General features: G+C 64.0%; 16 protein-coding genes. 10 read left to right on the top strand and 6 right to left on the bottom strand.

What is annotated here, in order from left to right; genetic code table 11:
* Nucleotides 1-38 precede the first annotated feature (38 nt).
* Complete coding sequence (gene purU, locus BSIN_RS18210; protein ID WP_089341559.1) at nt 39-920, top strand: formyltetrahydrofolate deformylase; 882 nt, start codon at nt 39-41, stop codon at nt 918-920.
* Between the two features lie 153 nt (nt 921-1,073).
* On the opposite strand, the gene BSIN_RS18205 is transcribed toward purU, so the two are convergent.
* Together BSIN_RS18205 and uvrA are read right to left on the bottom strand one after the other, a co-directional pair.
* Nucleotides 1,074-2,159 (bottom strand): AI-2E family transporter, encoded by a 1,086-nt coding sequence (locus BSIN_RS18205; protein ID WP_173678711.1) that lies wholly within the window; start codon nt 2,157-2,159, stop codon nt 1,074-1,076.
* Nucleotides 2,160-2,469: 310 nt separating this feature from the next.
* Complete coding sequence (gene uvrA / locus BSIN_RS18200) at nt 2,470-5,337, bottom strand: excinuclease ABC subunit UvrA (RefSeq protein ID WP_059517804.1); 2,868 nt, start codon at nt 5,335-5,337, stop codon at nt 2,470-2,472.
* A 144-nt stretch (nt 5,338-5,481) separates the two neighbouring features.
* Between uvrA and BSIN_RS18195 the strand changes: the two genes are divergently transcribed.
* Both BSIN_RS18195 and BSIN_RS18190 read left to right on the top strand, forming a co-directional pair.
* Nucleotides 5,482-6,669: an MFS transporter gene (locus tag BSIN_RS18195; RefSeq protein ID WP_089341509.1), complete on the top strand. Its 1,188-nt coding sequence runs from the start codon at nt 5,482-5,484 to the stop codon at nt 6,667-6,669.
* Between the two features lie 120 nt (nt 6,670-6,789).
* Complete coding sequence (locus BSIN_RS18190; protein ID WP_059518043.1) at nt 6,790-7,305, top strand: single-stranded DNA-binding protein; 516 nt, start codon at nt 6,790-6,792, stop codon at nt 7,303-7,305.
* A gap of 389 nt (nt 7,306-7,694) precedes the next feature.
* Here BSIN_RS18190 and dkgB read toward each other — a convergent pair whose 3' ends face one another.
* From dkgB to BSIN_RS18165, 4 genes are all read right to left on the bottom strand, one after another.
* Entirely contained in the window at nt 7,695-8,501 is an 807-nt protein-coding gene (gene dkgB, locus BSIN_RS18185) for a 2,5-didehydrogluconate reductase DkgB (protein WP_089341508.1), read from the bottom strand.
* Nucleotides 8,502-8,979: 478 nt separating this feature from the next.
* Nucleotides 8,980-9,306, bottom strand: a complete 327-nt coding sequence (locus tag BSIN_RS18175; protein ID WP_059517811.1) for a hypothetical protein — start codon at nt 9,304-9,306, stop codon at nt 8,980-8,982.
* Nucleotides 9,307-9,660: 354 nt separating this feature from the next.
* Nucleotides 9,661-10,008, bottom strand: a complete 348-nt coding sequence (locus BSIN_RS18170) for a hypothetical protein (protein WP_089341557.1) — start codon at nt 10,006-10,008, stop codon at nt 9,661-9,663.
* A 54-nt stretch (nt 10,009-10,062) separates the two neighbouring features.
* On the bottom strand, nt 10,063-10,437 hold the full coding sequence (locus tag BSIN_RS18165; RefSeq protein WP_059517814.1) for a hypothetical protein: 375 nt from the start codon (nt 10,435-10,437) through the stop codon (nt 10,063-10,065).
* A gap of 424 nt (nt 10,438-10,861) precedes the next feature.
* Here BSIN_RS18165 and BSIN_RS18160 point away from each other — a divergent pair, with 424 nt between their 5' ends.
* From BSIN_RS18160 to BSIN_RS18135, 7 genes are all read left to right on the top strand, one after another.
* A complete protein-coding gene (locus BSIN_RS18160; RefSeq protein WP_089341506.1) occupies nt 10,862-11,875 on the top strand; it encodes an FHA domain-containing protein in 1,014 nt (337 codons plus the stop codon).
* A 97-nt stretch (nt 11,876-11,972) separates the two neighbouring features.
* A complete protein-coding gene (locus BSIN_RS26565) occupies nt 11,973-12,818 on the top strand; it encodes a protein kinase domain-containing protein (RefSeq protein ID WP_256583856.1) in 846 nt (281 codons plus the stop codon).
* Nucleotides 12,752-13,858 (top strand): hypothetical protein, encoded by a 1,107-nt coding sequence (locus BSIN_RS26560; protein WP_256583855.1) that lies wholly within the window; start codon nt 12,752-12,754, stop codon nt 13,856-13,858. Before BSIN_RS26565 ends, BSIN_RS26560 begins: the two co-directional genes overlap by 67 nt.
* Nucleotides 13,845-14,192: a BMA_0021/BMA_0022 family TOMM bacteriocin gene (locus BSIN_RS18150; RefSeq protein WP_059517824.1), complete on the top strand. Its 348-nt coding sequence runs from the start codon at nt 13,845-13,847 to the stop codon at nt 14,190-14,192. The genes BSIN_RS26560 and BSIN_RS18150 overlap by 14 nt, the downstream gene beginning before the upstream one ends.
* 15 nt (nt 14,193-14,207) lie before the next feature.
* Nucleotides 14,208-14,558: a BMA_0021/BMA_0022 family TOMM bacteriocin gene (locus BSIN_RS18145; RefSeq protein WP_059517826.1), complete on the top strand. Its 351-nt coding sequence runs from the start codon at nt 14,208-14,210 to the stop codon at nt 14,556-14,558.
* Between the two features lie 82 nt (nt 14,559-14,640).
* Nucleotides 14,641-16,908 (top strand): TOMM precursor leader peptide-binding protein, encoded by a 2,268-nt coding sequence (locus BSIN_RS18140; protein WP_089341505.1) that lies wholly within the window; start codon nt 14,641-14,643, stop codon nt 16,906-16,908.
* A gap of 486 nt (nt 16,909-17,394) precedes the next feature.
* Complete coding sequence (locus tag BSIN_RS18135) at nt 17,395-19,563, top strand: putative bifunctional diguanylate cyclase/phosphodiesterase (RefSeq protein WP_089341504.1); 2,169 nt, start codon at nt 17,395-17,397, stop codon at nt 19,561-19,563.
* Nucleotides 19,564-19,573 lie beyond the last annotated feature (10 nt).

The following is a 19,573-nucleotide window of genomic DNA, read 5'->3' as shown; positions in this document are numbered from 1 at the left end:
GGTTTGATCAGAAGATTAGAGAAATGGGAGTCGCGGTCATGTCGACCGATCACAGCTTTATCCTGAAACTGTCGTGCCCGGATCGGCACGGCATCGTCCACGCAGTCTCGGGTTTCCTGTTCGAGCGCGGCAGCAATATTCTCGATTCCGCGCAGTTCGGCGACAGCCATACCGGCGAGTTCTTCATGCGCGTGCATTTCGATCGGGCCGACGGGGGCAGCGCCGCCGACGCGCTCGAGGCGCTGCGTGCCGAATTCGCGCCCCTCGCCGCGCAGTTCGACATGCGTTGGGAACTGCATGACGCGTCGGTGAAGCCGCGCGTCGTGATCCTCGTGTCGAAGATCGGCCATTGCCTGAACGATCTGCTGTTCCGTTACCGGACCGGCCAGTTGCCGATCGAGATTTCGGCGATCGTGTCGAACCACAAGGATTTCTATCAGCTCGCCGCGAGCTACGACATTCCGTTCCACCACTTCCCGCTTGCCGCGGGTGCGCCGGCCGATGCGAAGGCCGCGCAGGAGGCGCGCGTGCTCGAGGTGATCGGCGAGCATTCGGCCGATCTCGTCGTACTCGCGCGCTACATGCAGATCCTGTCGCCGGCGATGTGCGAGCGGCTGGCGGGGCGCGCGATCAACATTCATCATTCGTTTCTGCCGAGCTTCAAGGGTGCGAAGCCGTATTACCAGGCGTTCGATCGCGGCGTGAAGCTGATCGGCGCGACCGCACACTATGTGACCACCGATCTCGACGAGGGGCCGATCATTGAGCAGGAGGTCGAGCGCGTCGATCACAGCATGACGCCGGACGAACTGACGGCGGTGGGCCGCGACGTCGAATGCGTGACGCTCGCGCGCGCGGTGAAATGGCACGTCGAGCATCGGATCGTGCTGAACGGCACGAAAACGGTGGTGTTTCGCTGAGCCGGCATGGCGAATTTCAAGACTGGCCGCCGCAGGCCCGCGTATCGCGCGCTTTCGGCGGCGCAAGGCGAGAAAAGGAAAAAGGCCGCGTCTAACGCGGCCTTTTTCCTTGGCGCACTCGGCGGGACGTCGGCGGGGTGCTCGACGGCGCGCTCAGATGAGCCGCAGATAGAGCAACTCGCGCTTTACGTATGCATAGAAGATCGGCGCGGCGACCACGCCCGGCACGCCGAACGCCGCTTCCATCACGAGCATCGCCAGTAGTAGCTCCCACGCGCGCGACTCGATCTGGCCGCCGATGATCCGCGCGTTCAGAAAATATTCGAGCTTGTGAATGATGACGAGGAACGCAAGCGAGGCGACCGCGGTGCTCATGCTGACCGACAGCGACACCGCCACGATCAGCGTGTTCGAGATCAGGTTGCCGATCACGGGCAGCAGGCCGACGATGAACGTGACGAGCACGAGCGTCTTGGATAGCGGCAGCCGCTGGTGGAAGAGCGGCAGCGCGACGAGCAGGTACAGGCTCGTGAAGAACGCGTTGAGCGCGGAGATCTTGATCTGCGCGAACACGATCCGGCGGAACGCGTCGGAAAAGCGCGAGATGCGCGTGACGAGCGCGGTGGACAGCGGCTGGCGCGATTTGTTTCGATCGACGCCGATCGCGATCATCGCGCCGATGATCATCCCGAACAGCACATGGCCGAAGCCGCGTGCGACATTCTTGCCGCCTTGCTGGAGCTGATCCATGTGCTTGTTCATCAGCAGAGTGGCTTTCGCGCGCATCTGGTCGGCATCGACGGGCAGCAGGTTCGAGATCCATGCGGGAGTGCGCGCACGCGCCTGATCGACGATCTGCATGAGCTGGCCGAGCAGATTCTGCGCATTCGGAACCGTGTGCTCGAAATGTTCGATAACGGCGATCGTCAGGCCGGCGAGGCCGCCGACGATCACGGCCGACAGCAGCACGACCGCAAGCCAGCGTGCGCGCTGGCTCGACATGTGGCGTTCGATCGCGGGCGCGATCATGTGGACGAGCTGATAGACGAGCAGGCCGGCCAGGAGGCCGCCGAGCAGCTTCAGGGACAGGATGAGCCAGAGCGCGACAACGGCGAGGAGGTAGCTGCCGATCTCGATCGCCGAAAGCTTCGGCAGGCTGAAATCGCTCGTTAGCCGGACGCTGCGCAGGTGCGGTTCCCGCGACTGCGGCTCGCGCGTCGGCTCAGATTGCTTCTCCATGACTTTCCCTGTATCTAGACCGCCATCCCGCACGTTTGAGGCCGCAAGCGCGCGGCGGACAATGGCTAGGCATCGCCGCGCAGTATAGCAACGATTGTTGGCCGGAATATTAGGATGTTGTAAGGAAAAATCGCGCGTTGCGCTTGCGGGCGGGCAGCCCATTGCCCATTGCCCGTTGTCCGTGCGCGGCGAGCGCCAGGCATTGCGCCGCGGGCGCGGGCGGGCCGTAGCGCGGCAAGCCCGCGAGCGCCGCGCGCGCAAATGACCGGCGGCGGCAAGCCTGCAGGCTTGCCGCTTGCGCCGGGCCGGGTTATTTGCCGCGCTTCAGAAGCGGGGCCAGATACTTGCCGGTGAAGCTCGCCTTCGTCTTCGACACCTGCTCGGGCGTGCCCTGCGCGATGATCTGGCCGCCGCCCGCGCCGCCTTCCGGACCGAGATCGATGACCCAGTCGGCCGTCTTGATCACGTCGAGATTGTGCTCGATGATGACCACCGTGTTGCCCTGGTCGCGCAGACGGTGGATCACTTCGAGCAGCAGCGCGATGTCGTGAAAGTGCAGGCCGGTCGTCGGCTCGTCCAGGATGTACAGCGTGCGGCCCGTGTCGCGCTTCGACAGTTCCAGCGACAGCTTCACGCGCTGTGCCTCGCCGCCCGACAGCGTCGTCGCCGATTGGCCGAGCCGAATGTAGCCGAGGCCCACGTCGAGCAGCGTCTTCAGCTTGCGCGCGACGACCGGCACCGCGTTGAAAAACTCGTAAGCATGCTCGACCGTCATGTCGAGCACTTCGCTGATGTTCTTGCCCTTGTACTGGACTTCGAGCGTTTCGCGGTTGTAGCGCTTGCCGTGGCACACGTCGCACGGCACGTAGACGTCCGGCAGGAAGTGCATCTCCACTTTCAGCACGCCGTCGCCCTGGCACGATTCGCAGCGCCCGCCCTTCACGTTGAACGAGAAGCGGCCCGGATCGTAGCCGCGCTCCTTCGACGTGGGCACGCCGGCGAACAGTTCGCGAATCGGCGTGAACACGCCGGTATAGGTGGCCGGATTCGAGCGCGGCGTGCGGCCGATCGGCGATTGATCGACGTTGATCACCTTGTCGAAGTGCTCGAGCCCCTCGATCGACTCGTGCGGCGCCGGTTCCGCCGACGAGCCGTACAAATGGCGCGCGACCGCGTGGTACAGCGTGTCGTTGATGAGTGTCGACTTGCCCGAGCCGGACACGCCGGTGATGCAGGTCAAAAGCCCGACCGGCAGTTCGAGGTTCACGTGCTTCAGATTGTTGCCGTGCGCGTCGACGATCCGCAGCATCCGTTCGGCGTTCGGCGCGATCCGCTCGTCCGGGTACTCGATCGTCTTTTTGCCGGACAGGTACAGGCCCGTCAGCGATTCGCCGTTGCCCTGCACCTGCTTCGGCGTGCCTTCGGCCACCACCACGCCGCCGTGTTCGCCCGCGCCCGGGCCCATGTCGACCACGTAGTCGGCGGTGCGGATCATGTCCTCGTCGTGTTCGACGACGATCACCGAATTGCCGAGATCGCGCAGATGCTTGAGCGTTCCGATCAGGCGATCGTTGTCGCGCTGGTGCAGGCCGATCGACGGTTCGTCGAGCACATACATCACGCCCGTCAAGCCCGAGCCGATTTGCGACGCGAGCCGGATGCGCTGCGCCTCGCCGCCCGACAGCGTCTCGGCGCTGCGCTCGAGCGACAGATAATCGAGGCCGACGTTGTTCAGGAACGTGAGGCGCGCGACGATCTCCTTGATCACTTTGTCGGCGATCTCGCGCTTTGCGCCGTCGAGCGTCAGGCCGGCGAAATAGCCGAGCGCGTCGCGCAACGGCCAACTGCTGATTTCGTAGATCCCGCGCGCGTAGTCGCCCGCGCCGATTCGCACGTAGCGCGCCTCGCGGCGCAGCCGCGTGCCGTCGCACGACGGGCACGGCTGATTGTTCTGGTATTTCGCAAGCTCCTCGCGCACCGCAACCGAATCGGTTTCGCGGTAGCGGCGTTCGAGGTTCGGAATGATTCCCTCGAACACATGCTCGCGGATCGTCGTGCGGCCGCGCTCGTTGATATAGGAGAACGGAATCGTTTGCTTGCCGGAGCCGAACAGCAGGATCTTCCTGATCTTTTCGGGAAGATCCTCGAACGCTGTGTCGATGTCGAAATCGTAGAATGCCGCGAGGCTTTGCAGCATCTGGAAGTAGAACTGATTGCGCCGGTCCCAGCCCTTCACCGCGCCTGCCGCGAGCGACAGCGACGGATGCGCGACCACCCGCTTCGGATCGAAGAACGTGATCTGGCCGAGGCCGTCGCATTCCGGGCACGCGCCCATCGGGTTGTTGAACGAGAACAGGCGCGGCTCGAGTTCCTGCAGCGAATACGAGCAGACCGGGCACGCGAACTTCGAGCTGAACAGATGCTCGCGGTCGGTATCCATTTCGAGCGCGATCGCGCGGCCGTCGGCCAGGCGCAGCGCGGTCTCGAACGATTCGGCGAGGCGCTGCTTCATGTCCGCGCGCACCTTCAGCCGATCGACGACGACGTCGATCGTATGCTTGTCGTTTTTCTTGAGCTTGGGCAGCGAATCGACCTCGTAGATCTTCGCGACACCCTCGTTCGCCGCGCCGCCGCCCGAGCGCACGCGAAAGCGCACGAAGCCCTGCGCCTGCATTTCCTCGAACAATTCGGCGTGCTCGCCCTTACGGTTCGTGACGACGGGCGCGAGGATCATCAGCTTGGTGTCCTCAGGCAGCGCGAGCGCCGCGTCGACCATCTGCGACACGCTCTGTGCTTCGAGCGGGATTTCGTGGTCCGGGCAATACGGCGTGCCGACGCGTGCGTACAACAGCCGCAGATAGTCGTGGATTTCGGTGACGGTGCCCACCGTCGAGCGCGGATTGTGCGACGTGGCCTTTTGCTCGATCGAAATCGCCGGCGACAAACCCTCGATCAGATCGACATCGGGCTTTTCCATCAACTGAAGGAACTGCCGCGCGTACGCGGACAGGCTTTCGACGTAGCGCCGCTGGCCTTCCGCATAGAGCGTGTCGAATGCGAGCGACGATTTGCCGGACCCGGAGAGGCCGGTGATCACGATCAGCTTGTGCCGCGGAAGGTCGAGATTGACGTTCTTCAGGTTGTGGGTGCGCGCCCCACGGATACGGATATGTTCCATGAACCCGGCGGAAGAGGAGGGGACCAAACCTGCTACTATAACGACTTTTCGGGACCGTCGTTTCAGGCTCCGAAGCATTGCAAGAGCCGTCAGCAGGGAGCGCTCGCGCCGCCACGCTGCGCCGAGCATTCGAATTCAAGCCCGATGTCCAATCATTCCGTCGCATCCACCCGCATGAGCGCGCCCGAATTGCGCGCGACCACATCGCTCGCGGCCATCTTCGCGCTGCGCATGCTTGGGCTTTTCATGATCATGCCGGTGTTCTCCGTCTACGCGAAGACGATCCCGGGCGGCGACAACGTGCTGCTCGTGGGCATCGCGCTCGGCGCGTATGGCGTCACCCAATCGCTTCTGTACATCTTCTACGGCTGGGCGTCGGACAAGTTCGGGCGCAAGCCGGTGATCGCCGCCGGCCTGCTCGTGTTCGCGCTCGGCAGCTTCATCGCGGCGTTCGCTCACGACATCACGTGGATCATCGTCGGCCGGGTCGTGCAGGGAATGGGCGCGGTGTCGTCGGCGGTGCTGGCGTTCATCGCCGATCTGACGTCGGAGCGTAACCGGACGAAGGCGATGGCGATGGTCGGCGGCTCGATCGGCGTGTCGTTCGCGGTCGCGATCGTCGGCGCGCCGATCCTGTTTCAGTGGGTCGGGATGAGCGGCCTGTTCGCGATCGTCGGTGCGTTGTCGATCGTCGCGATCGGCGTCGTGCTGTGGATCGTGCCCGATGCGCCGCGGCCCGTTCACGTACCCGCGCCGTTCGCCGAGGTGCTGCACAACGTGGAACTGCTGCGCCTGAATTTCGGCGTGCTCGTGCTGCATGCGACGCAGACCGCGCTGTTCCTCGTCGTACCGCGGCTGCTCGTCGATGGCGGGCTGCCTGTCGCGTCGCACTGGAAGGTCTATTTGCCGGTGATGGGGCTTGCGTTCGTGATGATGGTGCCCGCGATCATCGTCGCCGAGAAACGGGGCAAGATGAAACCCGTGCTGATCGGCGCAATTGCGGCTATCCTGATCGGCCAATTGTTGCTGGGCTTCGCCGCGCATACGATTCTGATTGTCGCGGCGATTCTGTTGGTTTATTTCGTCGGTTTCAATATCCTCGAGGCATCGCAGCCGTCGCTCGTGTCGAAGTTGGCGCCGGGCTCGCGCAAGGGTGCGGCCACGGGCGTGTACAACACGACGCAATCGATCGGGCTCGCGCTCGGCGGGGGGGTGGGCGGCTTCTTGCTGAAGAGCGGGGGGGCGAACACCGTTTTCTTCGCGTGCTCGGCCCTCGTGGCGGTGTGGCTTATAATCGCGGCCCGCATGAAACAGCCGCCGCGCAAGGCCTGACACGCGAGCGCCGGGTGAAGCCGGCACGGCGGCGTGAGGCCGGAGCCGGGCATGCGGCCCACGCCGCTGCCGCAAACGGTTTTGCCGCGCTGTTTGGCATCGAATCAACTGGAGAAACACATGGCATCCGTCAACAAGGTCATTCTCGTCGGCAATCTCGGCGCCGATCCCGAAGTGCGTTACCTGCCGAGCGGTGATGCGGTCGCGAATATCCGCCTTGCGACGACCGATCGCTATAAGGACAAGGCGTCCGGCGAATTCAAGGAAATGACCGAATGGCACCGCGTCGCGTTCTTCGGACGGCTTGCCGAGATCGTCAGCGAATATCTGAAGAAGGGCTCGTCGGTTTATATCGAGGGACGGATTCGCACGCGCAAGTGGCAGGGGCAGGATGGGCAGGACCGCTACTCGACCGAAATCGTTGCCGACCAGATGCAAATGCTTGGCGGCCGTGGCGGCTCGGGCGGCGGTGGCGGCAGCGATGACGGCGGCTACGGCGGCGGCCGCGATGCTGAACGTGGTGGCGCTCGCCCTGCGGGCGGCGGCTCGGCCGCGCGCGGCGGCGGCAGTGCCAGCCGGCCGAGCGCGCCGGCCGGCGGCGGGTTCGACGAGATGGACGACGATATTCCGTTCTGACTTCCCGTAAGCAAGAACTGCAAAGAAAACCCCGCCTTTGAGCGGGGTTTTCTTTGCGATCAGCGATTCGCGGCAACTTTCGCGAACCGCAGCGCCTTGCCGATGGAACCGGATGTTTTCTTCGAAACGTATATGGCCGTCCCGGCCGTCAAGTCCGGCGAAGCCCAGTTCCATCCATCGGTGCTTCAAATGCCTGCCCGATTCACGTGCGTCGACACCTCCGTCGCGTTTGCCGTAGCGCTCGCTCAAGTACGCGCTTCACGATTGATTTGCGTTGGCGTCAACGCGCCGGGTCGACACGGCCGAAACGGAAACACCGAGGTCACCGCGAGCGGCCTATCGACGCGGTGGTTCGAACGGCGGGCAGGGCGGCAAAAATGCCGGCGCGCTCAGTCCCATTGAGGCGCGAGGCCGGCCGGGTTGACTTCGCGGCCGTTGCGTTCGAGCGCGGCGATCTGGGCGATATCATCGTCGCTCAGGCGCAGCGTCTGGGCGAGCAGATTGCTGGCGAGATTCTCGCGCTTCGTGGACGACGGAATGACCGAGTAGCCGAGTTGCAGTGCCCACGCGAGCGCGACCTGGGCCGGCGTGGCGTGGTGCCGCCGCGCGATCGCGCCGATAGTGGGATCGCTGAGCACCTTTCCATACGCGAGCGTCATATACGACGTGACATGGATACCTTCACGCCGCAGGAACTCGACGAGCGTGCGGTTCTGCAGATACGGGCTCAGTTCGATCTGGTTGGTTGCGATCGCATCCCTGCCGACCACGGCGATCGCCTGCCGCGTCAGTTCGATGTTGAAGTTCGAGATGCCGATTTGCCGCGTCAGGCCCTTTGCTTTTGCGTCGGCGAGCGCGGTCATGAATTCCCCGAGCGCCACGCCGTTGCCGGGCGCGGGCCAGTGGATCAGCGTCAGATCGACGTAGTCGGTGCGCAGTTTCGCGAGGCTCTGCTCGAGGCTCGGCACGAGCTTGTCTTTCGCATAGTGGTCTACCCAAATTTTCGTGGTCACGAACAGTTCGTCGCGGCGCACGCCGGAGGTGGCGATCGCACTGCCTACTTCGGCTTCGTTACCGTAGATCTGCGCGGTATCGATCGCGCGATAGCCGAGTTCGAGGCCGGTGCTGACCGAATCGATGACAACTTGCCCTTGCAGGCGGAATGTGCCGAGGCCGAATGCGGGCATTTTGTTCATTGTTCATTCCTGGGAGGGATCGAGCTGTCGGCCATTCTGGCGGTGGGGGGCGATGAAATAAATGCCGCTGCAAGACAAAGATATTTGACTTCAAATCAAATAGGACCGCTGATCGAGATCGGTTGCGCACGGCTCGGAAACGTGCGGGCGGCAGCCGAGCTTCAAGCGGCGTGCTTCTTTGAAACGACGATGAGGCCGACCGAGCCAACGTGGCGACCTTGGCGCGGATTTCCGGCGGCTGCGAGTGCGCGATCCGTTCAACGTGTGCAGGCTGCTTTCGATGTGATGCCGCTCGGTTCGCGGTATTGCGAACGCGAAGAATTCGACGCGCACGAACGTCGCCACCGGCCGGCGGAAGAAGGGGCGCCACTCTATTGCAAGCCTCTCGGAAAGCCTCGCTGCGAGATGGCGGACCTTCGCTCGCCGGCAGCAACCATGCGCCATGGGCGCCTGTATGGCTTTGGCACGCCGAATTGAATTATCCGCGCAGCCCCAGTCCCTTCATATTTTCGGCTTCCATCGCCGCGCGCCATTCCTCGCTTGCCTCGATCGGGTCCATCGCGTCTTCGATCGAGAACATCGCGCGTTCAGCGGCCATTCTCGTTTCATCGGCTAGAACGTCCTCCGACGTGTCGGAGTCGTCCTCGGGCGGCATCATCATGTCGCGCAGCATCGCTTTGAGCTCAGGCGTATCCCAAGGCAGGCCGCGCTGCATCCGGATCTTGATGTAATGCCTGACTTCCGCGTCCTGTTCCGGCGTCAGCGGCAATCCGCGGAAGGTGCTTTCTGAGGCAGGAGGAATCATGGCGGGCTCCAGCTTTGCAGGTCATCAGTGTAGTCCCGTTGCGGTCTGGCGTGCGATAAAAAACAAAACCCGGCGATTCCCCACGAATCCCGGGTTTCTCGTTTGCCGCGCTTTCGATCGCCTGCATATGCCCGAGCGGGCAAACGCAGTTAACCGATGACGACAACGACAGCAAGTAACTACCGAATTTCTCCTTATTCCGGGCGGGTAAAGCGTTATCCCCCGGGCGCCGTTTCGAATCGACAGCGCACGATCATGGCACGTGACCGATGCCCGTTTGTCATTAGTGCTGCGTTTCCGGCCGCCGCAGCATGGCGGCGGCCGGGCGCAGTCTTTCGGCCCTCGTGAAACGGGTCATAAGCCAAGCGTACCGCTTCTGCTTGTGCAGCCGACAACCGGCGCACAAACAGTGAATCTGAAATCCAGCTTCTTGCCCGGTATGTCGAGCGTGAGATCGGCTTCGGACTTCAATTTGTCTACCGCACCGCCGAATTTCGCGCTCGGATGCGCGTGGTTCAACGTACCGCCGCCAATCAATCGATTCGCGATATAAAGCTCCACGGTTGCGGAGACCGGATTCGCACTCACGCGGAATTCCAGCGTCACCGGACCGATCGCGACCGAGTGTCGGGATGCGTTGAAAATATCCTTGTCGAGCTGGTTGGTCCGGATATGCGCGAGCAGATCCGGGCTCGCGCCCATTTTTTGCGATGACCGCGTGGCGGTCGAGTGCAGCGGATGGACGGTGCTCATCGGCTAATCCACGCAGAGCGCGTCGACATCGGTATCCGCCGTATCGTCGCGGAGCAGATCGACTGGGACAGGAATGATGCCGTTCGCGCCACGAATGAAGATCTCCTTGTGATATCGGCTCTCGAATGAATAAACCGGCGTCGTATAGTGTCTGACAGACGGTGATGGACGTTTGGCGATGCCCATCACCTTGAGAACGACGCCGTCCATGAAATGGAGTTCGGGCGCAAGCCGGATATGCCCGACATGCAGCGGTGCGTGCCCTTTCGCGATGACCCGGAAAAAACCTGGCATGCGAGAACCCAAGGCCGCATAAATCGCCTTTGCATTCGCGACGGGTACGAGTACCCGGTGAAGCGGGCTGATTTCCGAACTCATGGTTGGTTGGTCTCTACTCGCGATTTCCCGCACGTCTACATGCAAGAACTCACTTCTTTGTTGCCGGCCCGTGTCGTTTCCGACATCACGAACGTTACGGCGGCGCTTCGATGAAATCCATTACATTTGATTACGCAAGCCGCCGGCTTTCTATTTGCTGACGAAAAGCGGGCCGGGGTGGTGATTTGTTCATGATTTCGTCCGGTTCGCGTCTTCATTTCGGGGCAACGCTGTGCCGACGAAACAAATCCGAACGATTTGGCCGGCGAGCGCGATCGCATCGCCCACAGTCTTGTCGACCCTCTCACACTTGCCTATGATTTAACAGAATTCAACATTTGACCGTCAATCGTTCACATAAACAGCACGACCTTCCTCTGCTGGGCCGGCGGAATGTCGTGCGTTTTTTCTATGGGCCGTCGAAATGGCGTTGCTTGAAAATGGTTTGTCAGGGCAGCTTTGTCTGTTGCGCGCGCATCACGTGTTAGGGCGCGATCCGTTGCGTTGCGACACGGTGCTTACCGATTCCTATGTGTCGCGCGTCCATGCGAGCATCTGCTGGGCCGCGGGGCAGTGGGAGCTGCACGACCATAGCCGCAACGGCACATTCGTATCGGGCGCGCTCGTCGGCGCGGGCGAGCGGGTGGTGTTGCGCGAGGGCGATCTGATCCAGCTCGGCAGCGCCGGCTCGGTGCGCTGGCGCATCCGCCAGCTGGGCGAGCCTGTCGACATGCTTTGGCCGCTGCATCCGCCCGCACCGCCGATCAGGCTCGAGCACGCGCACGCGCTGCCGGGCACGAAGATCACTGTGTCGCGCTCCGCGCACGGCGACTGGCTATGCGACGACACGGCACCGCCGCGCATGTTGCGCGACGGCGACACCGTGATTTGCGGTGATTTCGCTTGGCAACTGGTGCTTGCGCACTGGAACGAAACGGGCGCGCTGCCGCGTGCGGCGCAGGCCGTGGCGTTGCCGCAACGTGTCGATTTCGTCGTGAGCCGCGATGAGGAGCACGTGAGCGCGATGCTGCATACGCGCGGCGGCGCGATCGACCTGGGCGCGCGTGCGCACCACTACTGCCTCGTGACGCTTGCGCGGGCGCGGTTCTCCGACGCGCGGGCGGGATACGACACCGCATCGCAAGGCTGGATCGAGCTTGATACGCTCGCGCGGATGCTCGGACTCGACGAATCGCACGTCAATGTGCAGATCTATCGCGCCCGTTCGCAATTCATGCCGCTTCTGTCCGCCGGCTCACCTGAACTCGTCGAGCGTCGCCGCGGCGGCGTGCGCTTCGGTGCGCTGGCGTTTCGCGTCATGCGCGGCGACCGGCTCGAGTGCCAGTCGCCCTGTTTGGCCGACCCTTTCGACGCGCCGGCCGGGCCGGCCACCATCGACGGCCCGCCAGCCTCCCTTTATTCCATCGTTTCGAGCTGAGCGGCGTTTCATGGGAAAGTCGGTTTTGGCTGGACGCAAAAGTATTTGCCTGCGTGATCCGCGACCGTTTCCGGACGAAGGCGTGGAACTGCAGGGCATGCATCGCTATCGTTTGGGCGCGGTGCTCGGCGAGGGCGGCGCGGGATGCGTCTACGAGGCGATCCGGCTCGATACGGCGCGGCGTGTCGCGATCAAGCTGTTGCGCGATGACGCGCCGCGCACCGGGCGCGAGCGCACCCGCTTTCTTCGTGAACTCGAATTGTGTGCGCGGCTGTCGCATCCGAACGTCGTCGCGCTGCTCGACAGCGGGGAGACTGCCGACGGCCGGTTGTTCGCGGTGTTCGAGCATGTCGCGGGCCGCACGCTGCGCGCGTTGTTGTCAGCCGACGGCGCGTTGCAGGCCGAGACGACGGGCGTGCTGATGGCGCAAGTGCTGGACGGGCTCGCGCATGCGCACGGCAATGGCGTCGTGCATCGCGATTTGAAGCCGCAGAACGTGATGGTGACGACGATCGACGGCGAGCCGTGCGCGAAAATTCTCGATTTCGGCATAGGGGCGCTGCTGCCCGACGCGCGCGCCGCCGACGAACTGACGCTGACCGCGGCGACCGAAGTGCTCGGCTCGCCGCAATATTGCGCGCCCGAGCAGCTTCGCGGCGAGCCTCCGACCGCGAAGAGCGATTTCTACGCGTGGGGGCTGATGGTGATCGAGTGTCTGACCGGGCATCCGGTGATGCAAGGCGCAAGCGTCGCGGACGTCTTGTACCAGCTGCGAGCGCGCATGCGTATGCGGATGCCGTGCCGCACGGCATCGACGCGGCGCGGCGTTCGCTCGAGCGTTCGCTTCACGACGACGCGCTTCGCTATGCGGGCGCGGTGCGGGGCTGGCTGCTGCACTGCGACTATCCGGATCTCGACAAGGACGCGGTCGAGACCGACTTGATCCTCGCGCATGCGCAAATGGCGCGCGACGGCTGGGGCGACCCGCGCGTGCGCGAGCACACGGACCGCGTGCTCGCGCGCGTGGCCGCGCTTTCCGATCCGCAAGCCGCGGCGAGCGCGTTGGGCACCATCGCGCTTTACTCGCATGTGGCACGTGATGCCGCGGCGGTGCGCGAAACCACCGACCGGTTGTCGGAGCTGGCACGCTTGTCGGCGCGCGCGGATCTGGTCGTTGCCGCCGACGCGCTGCGCGGCATCGGTTTATGGATCGACGGCTACGCGTCGCAGGCGCTCGAAGCGCTCAATAAGGCGAGCACCGCGTATGACCCGTGGCGCGACGCCGACCACCGCTACGTGCTCGGGCTCGACACGCGGGCGTGGGCGTTGTCGGCGCAGGCGAGCGTATTGCTCGACATCGACGACGATGTCGAGCGCACGCTTTCGGTCGCGCGCGAGGCGGTCGAGCGGGCGACCTGCACCGACCATTTGCCGACGATCGGCGTGACGCTGATGTATCTGTCGCGGATGCAGCAGACCGTCGGTGATCGCGACGGGGCGCGCGATACGCTGGATGTGCTGCTGAGCCTCGCGCGACGCTATGGAATGAGCGCGGTCGAAAGTTATGCGGCGGTCGTTCAAGCATGGTGCGACGGCGATCGCGACGCGGCTGCCGCGAACGTTGCCGCGCTGTACGCGGCGGGTTGCCGGCTCGGTCTGACTTATTACGAATCGGTCATTGCCGATATCGACGCGGCGCACGGCAACTGGGGCGCGGCCGTCGAGACGCTCGATGCGTGCCTCGCGCTTGCCGACGTGACGGGTGAGCGCTTTTACGTAGCGGAGCTGCTGCTGAAGAAGGCGCGCTGCTTGCATGAGGTTCGCGAGCGCTGCCCTGACGACGACGTCGATGCGCTTTGCGCCCAGGTTGAGACGATCGCAACGCAGCAAGGCATGCACCGGATCATGAAGAAAGCGCAGCATCAGCTGCGCGAGTTCCAGCTAGAACGTTATTCAACCTCGAGAGCATATGATGGACCATAGCGCTAACTTACCCACTTACGAGCAATTTCTGGAGTTCCGTGCGGCTGTGATCAGAGCGATTGCCGTGGCCTGGAACGACAAGGATTATCTCGACCAGCTATTGGCCGATCCGGTCAAGGCGTTGCACGATAAATTCGATTACCGCTTTCCTCTGCCGGTGGATCTGAAGGCGGTGGCCGAAACCGCGACCTGGACGCCTGAGACGACAGCCGGCTGGACATGCATCAAAAACAACGTGCTCGAACTCGTGCTGCCGCCCGCGCCGCCGCAGGATCAGGAGGCTGTCGCGCTGGCCGCATACAACAGCAGAAATCTCACGCCGTTCGGGCGTTGATTCAGGAGAACCAACATGGCATTGGACAACGCAGTTCCTACCCAGTATTCGTTGCTCGAGTTTCAGGAGGTCTATCTTCGCGCGATCGCGCTATCGTGGCGCGACCCCGTGTTCAAGGCGGCGTTGCTCGAGAACCCTCAAGACGCGATCGAGCGTTATCTCAACTACCGCTGCCCGTGGATCGTCGATTTGAAGATTACCGAGGCCGGGCCGGAATGCGGATGGGATGCGCAAGCGCAACGCTGGAATTTGCCGCGCAACGCGATCACATTCGGCGTGCCGAAACGGCCCGAGCTTGCCGAGCAAGCGATCGCGCTTGCCGCGTATAACGATTCGGGCCCCGCCTATCTGTTCTCCTGCTGCTGACCGATGTATGCAATGAGATGGCGCAGCCCGAAGCACGGGCTGCGCCGTTTGTTTTGATGGCGGCCTTACCTGTGGAGCAACCATGCTCGATGATTTCTCGCGCGTGCTGCGCTTCAAGCCGCATTTGCTCGTGCTCGACGCCGGCCCGGACGTGCTGTACGTCGTCGACGAGTTCCGGCGCGCGGCGCTGCCGGGCGCCGTGTTTCCCGCACTGGCCGCGTGCATGCGCGACGGCTTGTCGATCGCGCAGATGTTCGCGGCGCTCGCCGGGCGGTTTTCAGACTGGCAGTTGCTGGCGGCGCTCGATCATCTGGTACGGCGCGGTTATGTGAGCGCCGACGCGCCGGGCGAGCGCGATATCGCGGCGGGCTTCTTCGAGCGCACGGGCGTTGACGGCGCGGCCGCGGCCGGCATCGCATCGCAGCTCGCGGTAAGTGTCGAGGCGTTCGGCGTAGACCCGGCCGCTCAACTCGACGCATTGGCCGCGGCTGGCATCAGGGTGACGCCGCACGCACCGCTCGTCGTCGCGTTGACCGAAGGCTACGACCGCCCCGAGCTTGCCGCGGCGGCCGAACGTGCGGCGGCGCGCGGCGGTGCGTTGTTCATCGTCGTGCCTGATCGCGTCGAACCGCTGCTCGGGCCGTTGATCGGCCCGCTGTCGGCGCCGGCCGGCGCGGCGGCCGATACCGTGGACGATCGGCCCTGTATCGAATGTGTGCGTTACTGGACGTCGCTGAACCGGCCGGTCGAGACGCTGCTCGCGCGTCTTCACGGCCACGATGCCGTGCGCCCGCCGCCCGTGCGCAGCCGGGCGAGCGCGGCTGCCGTGGCCGCGCTTGTCGCGTCGGCCGTCGAGCAGTTCGCGGTGAGCGCCGAGCGTCGCCGGGCGGCGGCCGCGCGGATCGTATCGCTGCGCGTCGACACGCTCGCGAGCGTCGCGCATCGCGTGATCAGGCGCGCGCAGTGTCCGCGTTGCGCGAACCCGGCGTGGATGCGCGAGCAGGCCGAGCGGCCGGTCGCGCTCGCCTCGGTCGATACGGCCGTGCCGCGCGAAGGCGGCTATCGCACGTTGACCGCCACCGAGTTTTTCGAGCGCTATAAGCACCTGATTTCGCCCGTCAGCGGACCGGTCGTCTATCTGCATCCGATGCCGGGGCGCAACGCCGGGAACCGGCACGTCTATGTCGCGGGCTATCTGGTTTGTCCGCGTGAGGCGCCGCCGCGCGAGAATCGCTTCGACAAGCTCAGCTCCGGCAAGGGCGCAAGCGATGCGCAGGCGCGCGCGAGCGCGCTGGCCGAAGCGCTCGAACGCTTCAGCGGCGTGTATCAAGGGGACGAAGCGGCGATACGCGGCAGCCTCGCCGAACTCGCCGCGCATGCGCCGCCAGGTTGTACGCCGATAGACGTCAATGCGCTGCAGCAATTCAGCGAGCGCCAGTTCGAGCAGCGTGAGCAGCAAAATCGAACCACCGACGATCCGCGCAAGCAGGTTCCCGAACGCTTCACACCGGACAGCGTGATCGACTGGACGCCCGCATGGTCACTTGCCACCGGCGCGCGCCGGCTGGTGCCGCTTAGCTATTGCTATGCGGAGACGCCTGCGTCGAGCGGCACCGCGTATTGCATCCACAATCCGAACGGCTGTGCGGCTGGCGCACGCATCGAGGAGGCGATCCTGCAAGGCCTCTTCGAATTGGTCGAGCGCGATGCGGTGGCGATCTGGTGGTACAACGAACTGCGCCGGCCGGGTGTCGATATCGCGAGTTTCGCCGATCCGTATTTTGATGCGCTCGTCGCCGAGTATGCATCGCTTGGCTGGCGCTTATGGGCGCTGGACCTCACGCACGATCTGCGCATTCCCGTGTTCGCGGCGCTCGCGCGCGAGGAAGCGACGGGCCGCTTCTCGATCGGCTTCGGCTGCCACCTCGACGCCCGCATCGCGTTGCAGCGGGCGCTGACCGAAGTGAATCAGTTGCTCGACGTCGGCGCGTCGGCGCCTGCGCCGTGGGATGCCGACAAGCTGGCGACCGACGCGTTCCTGTTTCCCGATTCCGCGCAGCCGCTCGTGCTCGCGCCGGCGTTTGCGCGGGCACACGGCGCGGGCTTCGACTTGAAGCAAGGTGTCGACGAGTGCGTCGCGCGGTTGTCGGCCGCGGGCATCGATACGCTCGTCGTCGACAAGACGCGGCCCGACATCGGCTTGTCGGTGGTGCAGGTGATCGCGCCCGGCCTTTGCCACTTCTGGCCGCGCTTTGGCGCGGCGCGGCTGTATTCGGTGCCGGTGCGCGCGCGTTGGCGCGCGCGCGCGCGTGACGAGGCCGAGCTGAACCGCGCGCTGTTGTTCCTATAACGCCGGCCGGCGCAGGTGAGTGCCGATTTATTGTGCCAATTGTGATCGCAGGCAATGAAGCCGTTCGGACGTCAATATGACGGATTTGATCGTGAATATCCATTATGTGGGTGAGAATACAAGCGTCGAGAGTCAATCGATCGAAATTAACGATATTAATAAATAAAATTTGATGATTGACGTGGGGGATTTTTATTTTTAATCGATTATTGATTTACAGTATGGACTGACGATTGCCTAAGTGCGCTCGCACCCGATGATATGAGCGCTGCCGCGCCGATTGCGGAACGGCACGGCCCGAATTCGTGCATTTGCCAGGAAACGATTGCGTCATCCACCACACATACCCGATGCGGGTTGTCGTGGATGATCGCATAAACTTCAGTGAGTGCGAATCGATATTCAATTGATATCCGAATATCGAATTGCCGGTCAATCGAATGCATTGCCGAATTCCCGGCGATTTACTTTTTCGGGAGCATCCCGATGGCCAGCCTCCCTAGCCGATTATCCGATGGTCTGAGCATGCTGCGCACGGGCCTTGCCGGCGCGAGCGTCTTGGCGGCGGCCGCGACGGTCCTGCTTGGCACCGCGCTGCTGCCGGGCAAGTATGCTCCGCGCGCGCAAGGCGCCACGTGCGTCGCGCATGCGGCCGCGCCGATCGACACCGATGGCGACGCCGATGCGCGTTCGGCGAGCCCCGTCGCCATGGTGCCGGCCGTCTGGGTAGACGGCGCGGCGTGCGGCTCGTCCGCCGCGGGGCCGGTACAGGCGGTGGATTCGATACTCGGGCAGCCGGCCGGCGGGATGGACGCTGCTTTATCGACGCAATCGTATTGGGACATGATTTACTCCACGTTTCGAGAAGGGGCATTGATTGCGCTCGCGCTGGGCGCAATCGGTTCGTTGGCGCTGGTGCGCTTATCCGCGCTGCGTGTCAGGCGGCTCGCGGTTTTCATCGATAAAGCCGAGCGTGCGTGCGGCGGCGGCGCCAAGGTCGTTGCCGAGCGGCTCGCATGCGTGCGTTGGCAGAATCCGGCAATGAAACGGCCGGTCGGCGTGTTTGTGCCGGCGAGCTATCGCAACAAACCGGCCGTCGCAGGGCTGCGGCCGGCGGCGCAGAACGCGGCCGCGCAGCAAGCCGGGACGAGCCGCGCTTTCCGTGGCGACGGGCGGCGGCGCGGCGATGCGCCGGGCGCGACGGCGGTGCGTGCACCGGCGGCGCCGAACATATCGAATATGCCCTCCGTGGCAACCGGTCCACGAGACGGTTCGCACAACGACGCAAATCGGTTTGGCCGTGTGCGGGTGCTCAAGCGCTTCGTGAAGGACCACGAATTCATGCAACGGTTTGCCTGGCAGGCATTGCATGATCCGCTCACCGGATTGCCGAATCGCGCGGAATTCGAGCGCCATGTCGACGCCGCGCTTGCCGACGAGCAACGCGGCTCGATCGCCCTGTTGTTTCTCGATCTCGACCGTTTTCGGATCATCAACGATACATGCGGCTATGCGGCGGGCGACGCGATGTTGGCCACGATCGCGGCGCGGCTCGTCGCTCGAGCCGCGCCCGGCGACATCGTCGCGCGACTTGGCGGCGACGAGTTTTGCGTGCTGCTGGCCGCGCGCGACGAAGCCGCCGCGAACGGCGCGGCAGAGCATTTGCGCGCCAGCATCGACGGCTTTGTCTTCGTCTGGGAAGGGCAGCCGTTTTCGGTCACCGTCAGCGTTGGCGTGGCGCTGATCGATGCGACCGGGCGCGCGCGGCGCGTCGAGGAAGCCGTGCGCCTGGCGGGTATTGCGTGCGATGTCGCGAAGGAGCGCGGGCGCAACCGCGTGCAACGCGCCGATCCGCTCGACCGCGAGCTTGCGCATCACGTGAGCGACGTGTCGTGGTGCACGCGGGTCAGGCATGCGCTCGAATACGACGATTTTTGCCTGTACGTGCAGCCGATTGTGGACACGGCCGGGCATATCGACGCCGGGCCGCAGCGCGCGAGCCGCGCGGAGCTGCTGCTGCGGATGGGTTCGCTCGGCGAGCATGGCGACGTTGCGTCGCCCGGCCGTTTCATTCGCGCGGCGGAGCGCTACGGGCTGGTGACGGACATCGACCGCTGGGTTGTGCGCACCGCGCTCGACAGGCTTGCCCGCACGACCCAGCGGCGTTTCTCCGAATATGCAATCAACTTGTCCGGCATGTCGATCGGCGACGAGCGTTTTCTAGACTATGTGTGCGAGCAGTTCGTGCGCACCGGTGTCTCACCGGAGCTGATCTGCTTTGAAATCACCGAGACGGCTGCCATTGCCAACCTGCCTGATGCGCTGCATTTCATGAACGAACTCAAGGCGATCGGATGCCGGTTCGCACTCGACGATTTCGGCGCGGGCGTCGCGTCGCTCAGCTATTTGAAGCAATTGCCGGTGGAGTATCTGAAGATCGACGGCAGCTTCGTGGCCAATATCGCGAGCGATGCCGCGAGCCTGGACATCGTCGCCTCGATCAACGATATCGGCCATGCGATGAACTGCAAGACGGTTGCCGAATACGTGGATAGCGAGGTGACGCTGCAAAAGCTTACCGCGTTGGGCGTCGATTACGCGCAGGGCTATTACATCGGGCGGCCGATGCCGTGGTGCGAGTCGGTGCGGCCGTAACGCAGGGCGC

This window comes from Burkholderia singularis (assembly GCF_900176645.1).
Taxonomy (GTDB): domain Bacteria; phylum Pseudomonadota; class Gammaproteobacteria; order Burkholderiales; family Burkholderiaceae; genus Burkholderia; species Burkholderia singularis.
This window is presented reverse-complemented; position numbering and strand designations above follow the sequence as displayed.

What these genes read in the sequence shown, in the direction of transcription:
- BSIN_RS18170 (WP_089341557.1), bottom strand. Translation starts at nt 10,008, where the DNA reads ATGGGCGCGAGCCCGGATCTGCTCGCGCATATCCGGACCAACCAGCTC.
- BSIN_RS18150 (WP_059517824.1), top strand. Translation starts at nt 13,845, where the DNA reads ATGATGGACCATAGCGCTAACTTACCCACTTACGAGCAATTTCTGGAG.
- BSIN_RS18190 (WP_059518043.1), top strand. Translation starts at nt 6,790, where the DNA reads ATGGCATCCGTCAACAAGGTCATTCTCGTCGGCAATCTCGGCGCCGAT.
- BSIN_RS18165 (WP_059517814.1), bottom strand. Translation starts at nt 10,437, where the DNA reads ATGAGTTCGGAAATCAGCCCGCTTCACCGGGTACTCGTACCCGTCGCG.
- BSIN_RS18195 (WP_089341509.1), top strand. Translation starts at nt 5,482, where the DNA reads ATGTCCAATCATTCCGTCGCATCCACCCGCATGAGCGCGCCCGAATTG.
- BSIN_RS18135 (WP_089341504.1), top strand. Translation starts at nt 17,395, where the DNA reads ATGGCCAGCCTCCCTAGCCGATTATCCGATGGTCTGAGCATGCTGCGC.
- BSIN_RS18175 (WP_059517811.1), bottom strand. Translation starts at nt 9,306, where the DNA reads ATGATTCCTCCTGCCTCAGAAAGCACCTTCCGCGGATTGCCGCTGACG.
- uvrA (WP_059517804.1), bottom strand. Translation starts at nt 5,337, where the DNA reads ATGGAACATATCCGTATCCGTGGGGCGCGCACCCACAACCTGAAGAAC.
- BSIN_RS18145 (WP_059517826.1), top strand. Translation starts at nt 14,208, where the DNA reads ATGGCATTGGACAACGCAGTTCCTACCCAGTATTCGTTGCTCGAGTTT.
- BSIN_RS26565 (WP_256583856.1), top strand. Translation starts at nt 11,973, where the DNA reads ATGCATCGCTATCGTTTGGGCGCGGTGCTCGGCGAGGGCGGCGCGGGA.
- dkgB (WP_089341508.1), bottom strand. Translation starts at nt 8,501, where the DNA reads ATGAACAAAATGCCCGCATTCGGCCTCGGCACATTCCGCCTGCAAGGG.
- BSIN_RS18160 (WP_089341506.1), top strand. Translation starts at nt 10,862, where the DNA reads ATGGCGTTGCTTGAAAATGGTTTGTCAGGGCAGCTTTGTCTGTTGCGC.
- BSIN_RS18140 (WP_089341505.1), top strand. Translation starts at nt 14,641, where the DNA reads ATGCTCGATGATTTCTCGCGCGTGCTGCGCTTCAAGCCGCATTTGCTC.
- purU (WP_089341559.1), top strand. Translation starts at nt 39, where the DNA reads ATGTCGACCGATCACAGCTTTATCCTGAAACTGTCGTGCCCGGATCGG.
- BSIN_RS18205 (WP_173678711.1), bottom strand. Translation starts at nt 2,159, where the DNA reads ATGGAGAAGCAATCTGAGCCGACGCGCGAGCCGCAGTCGCGGGAACCG.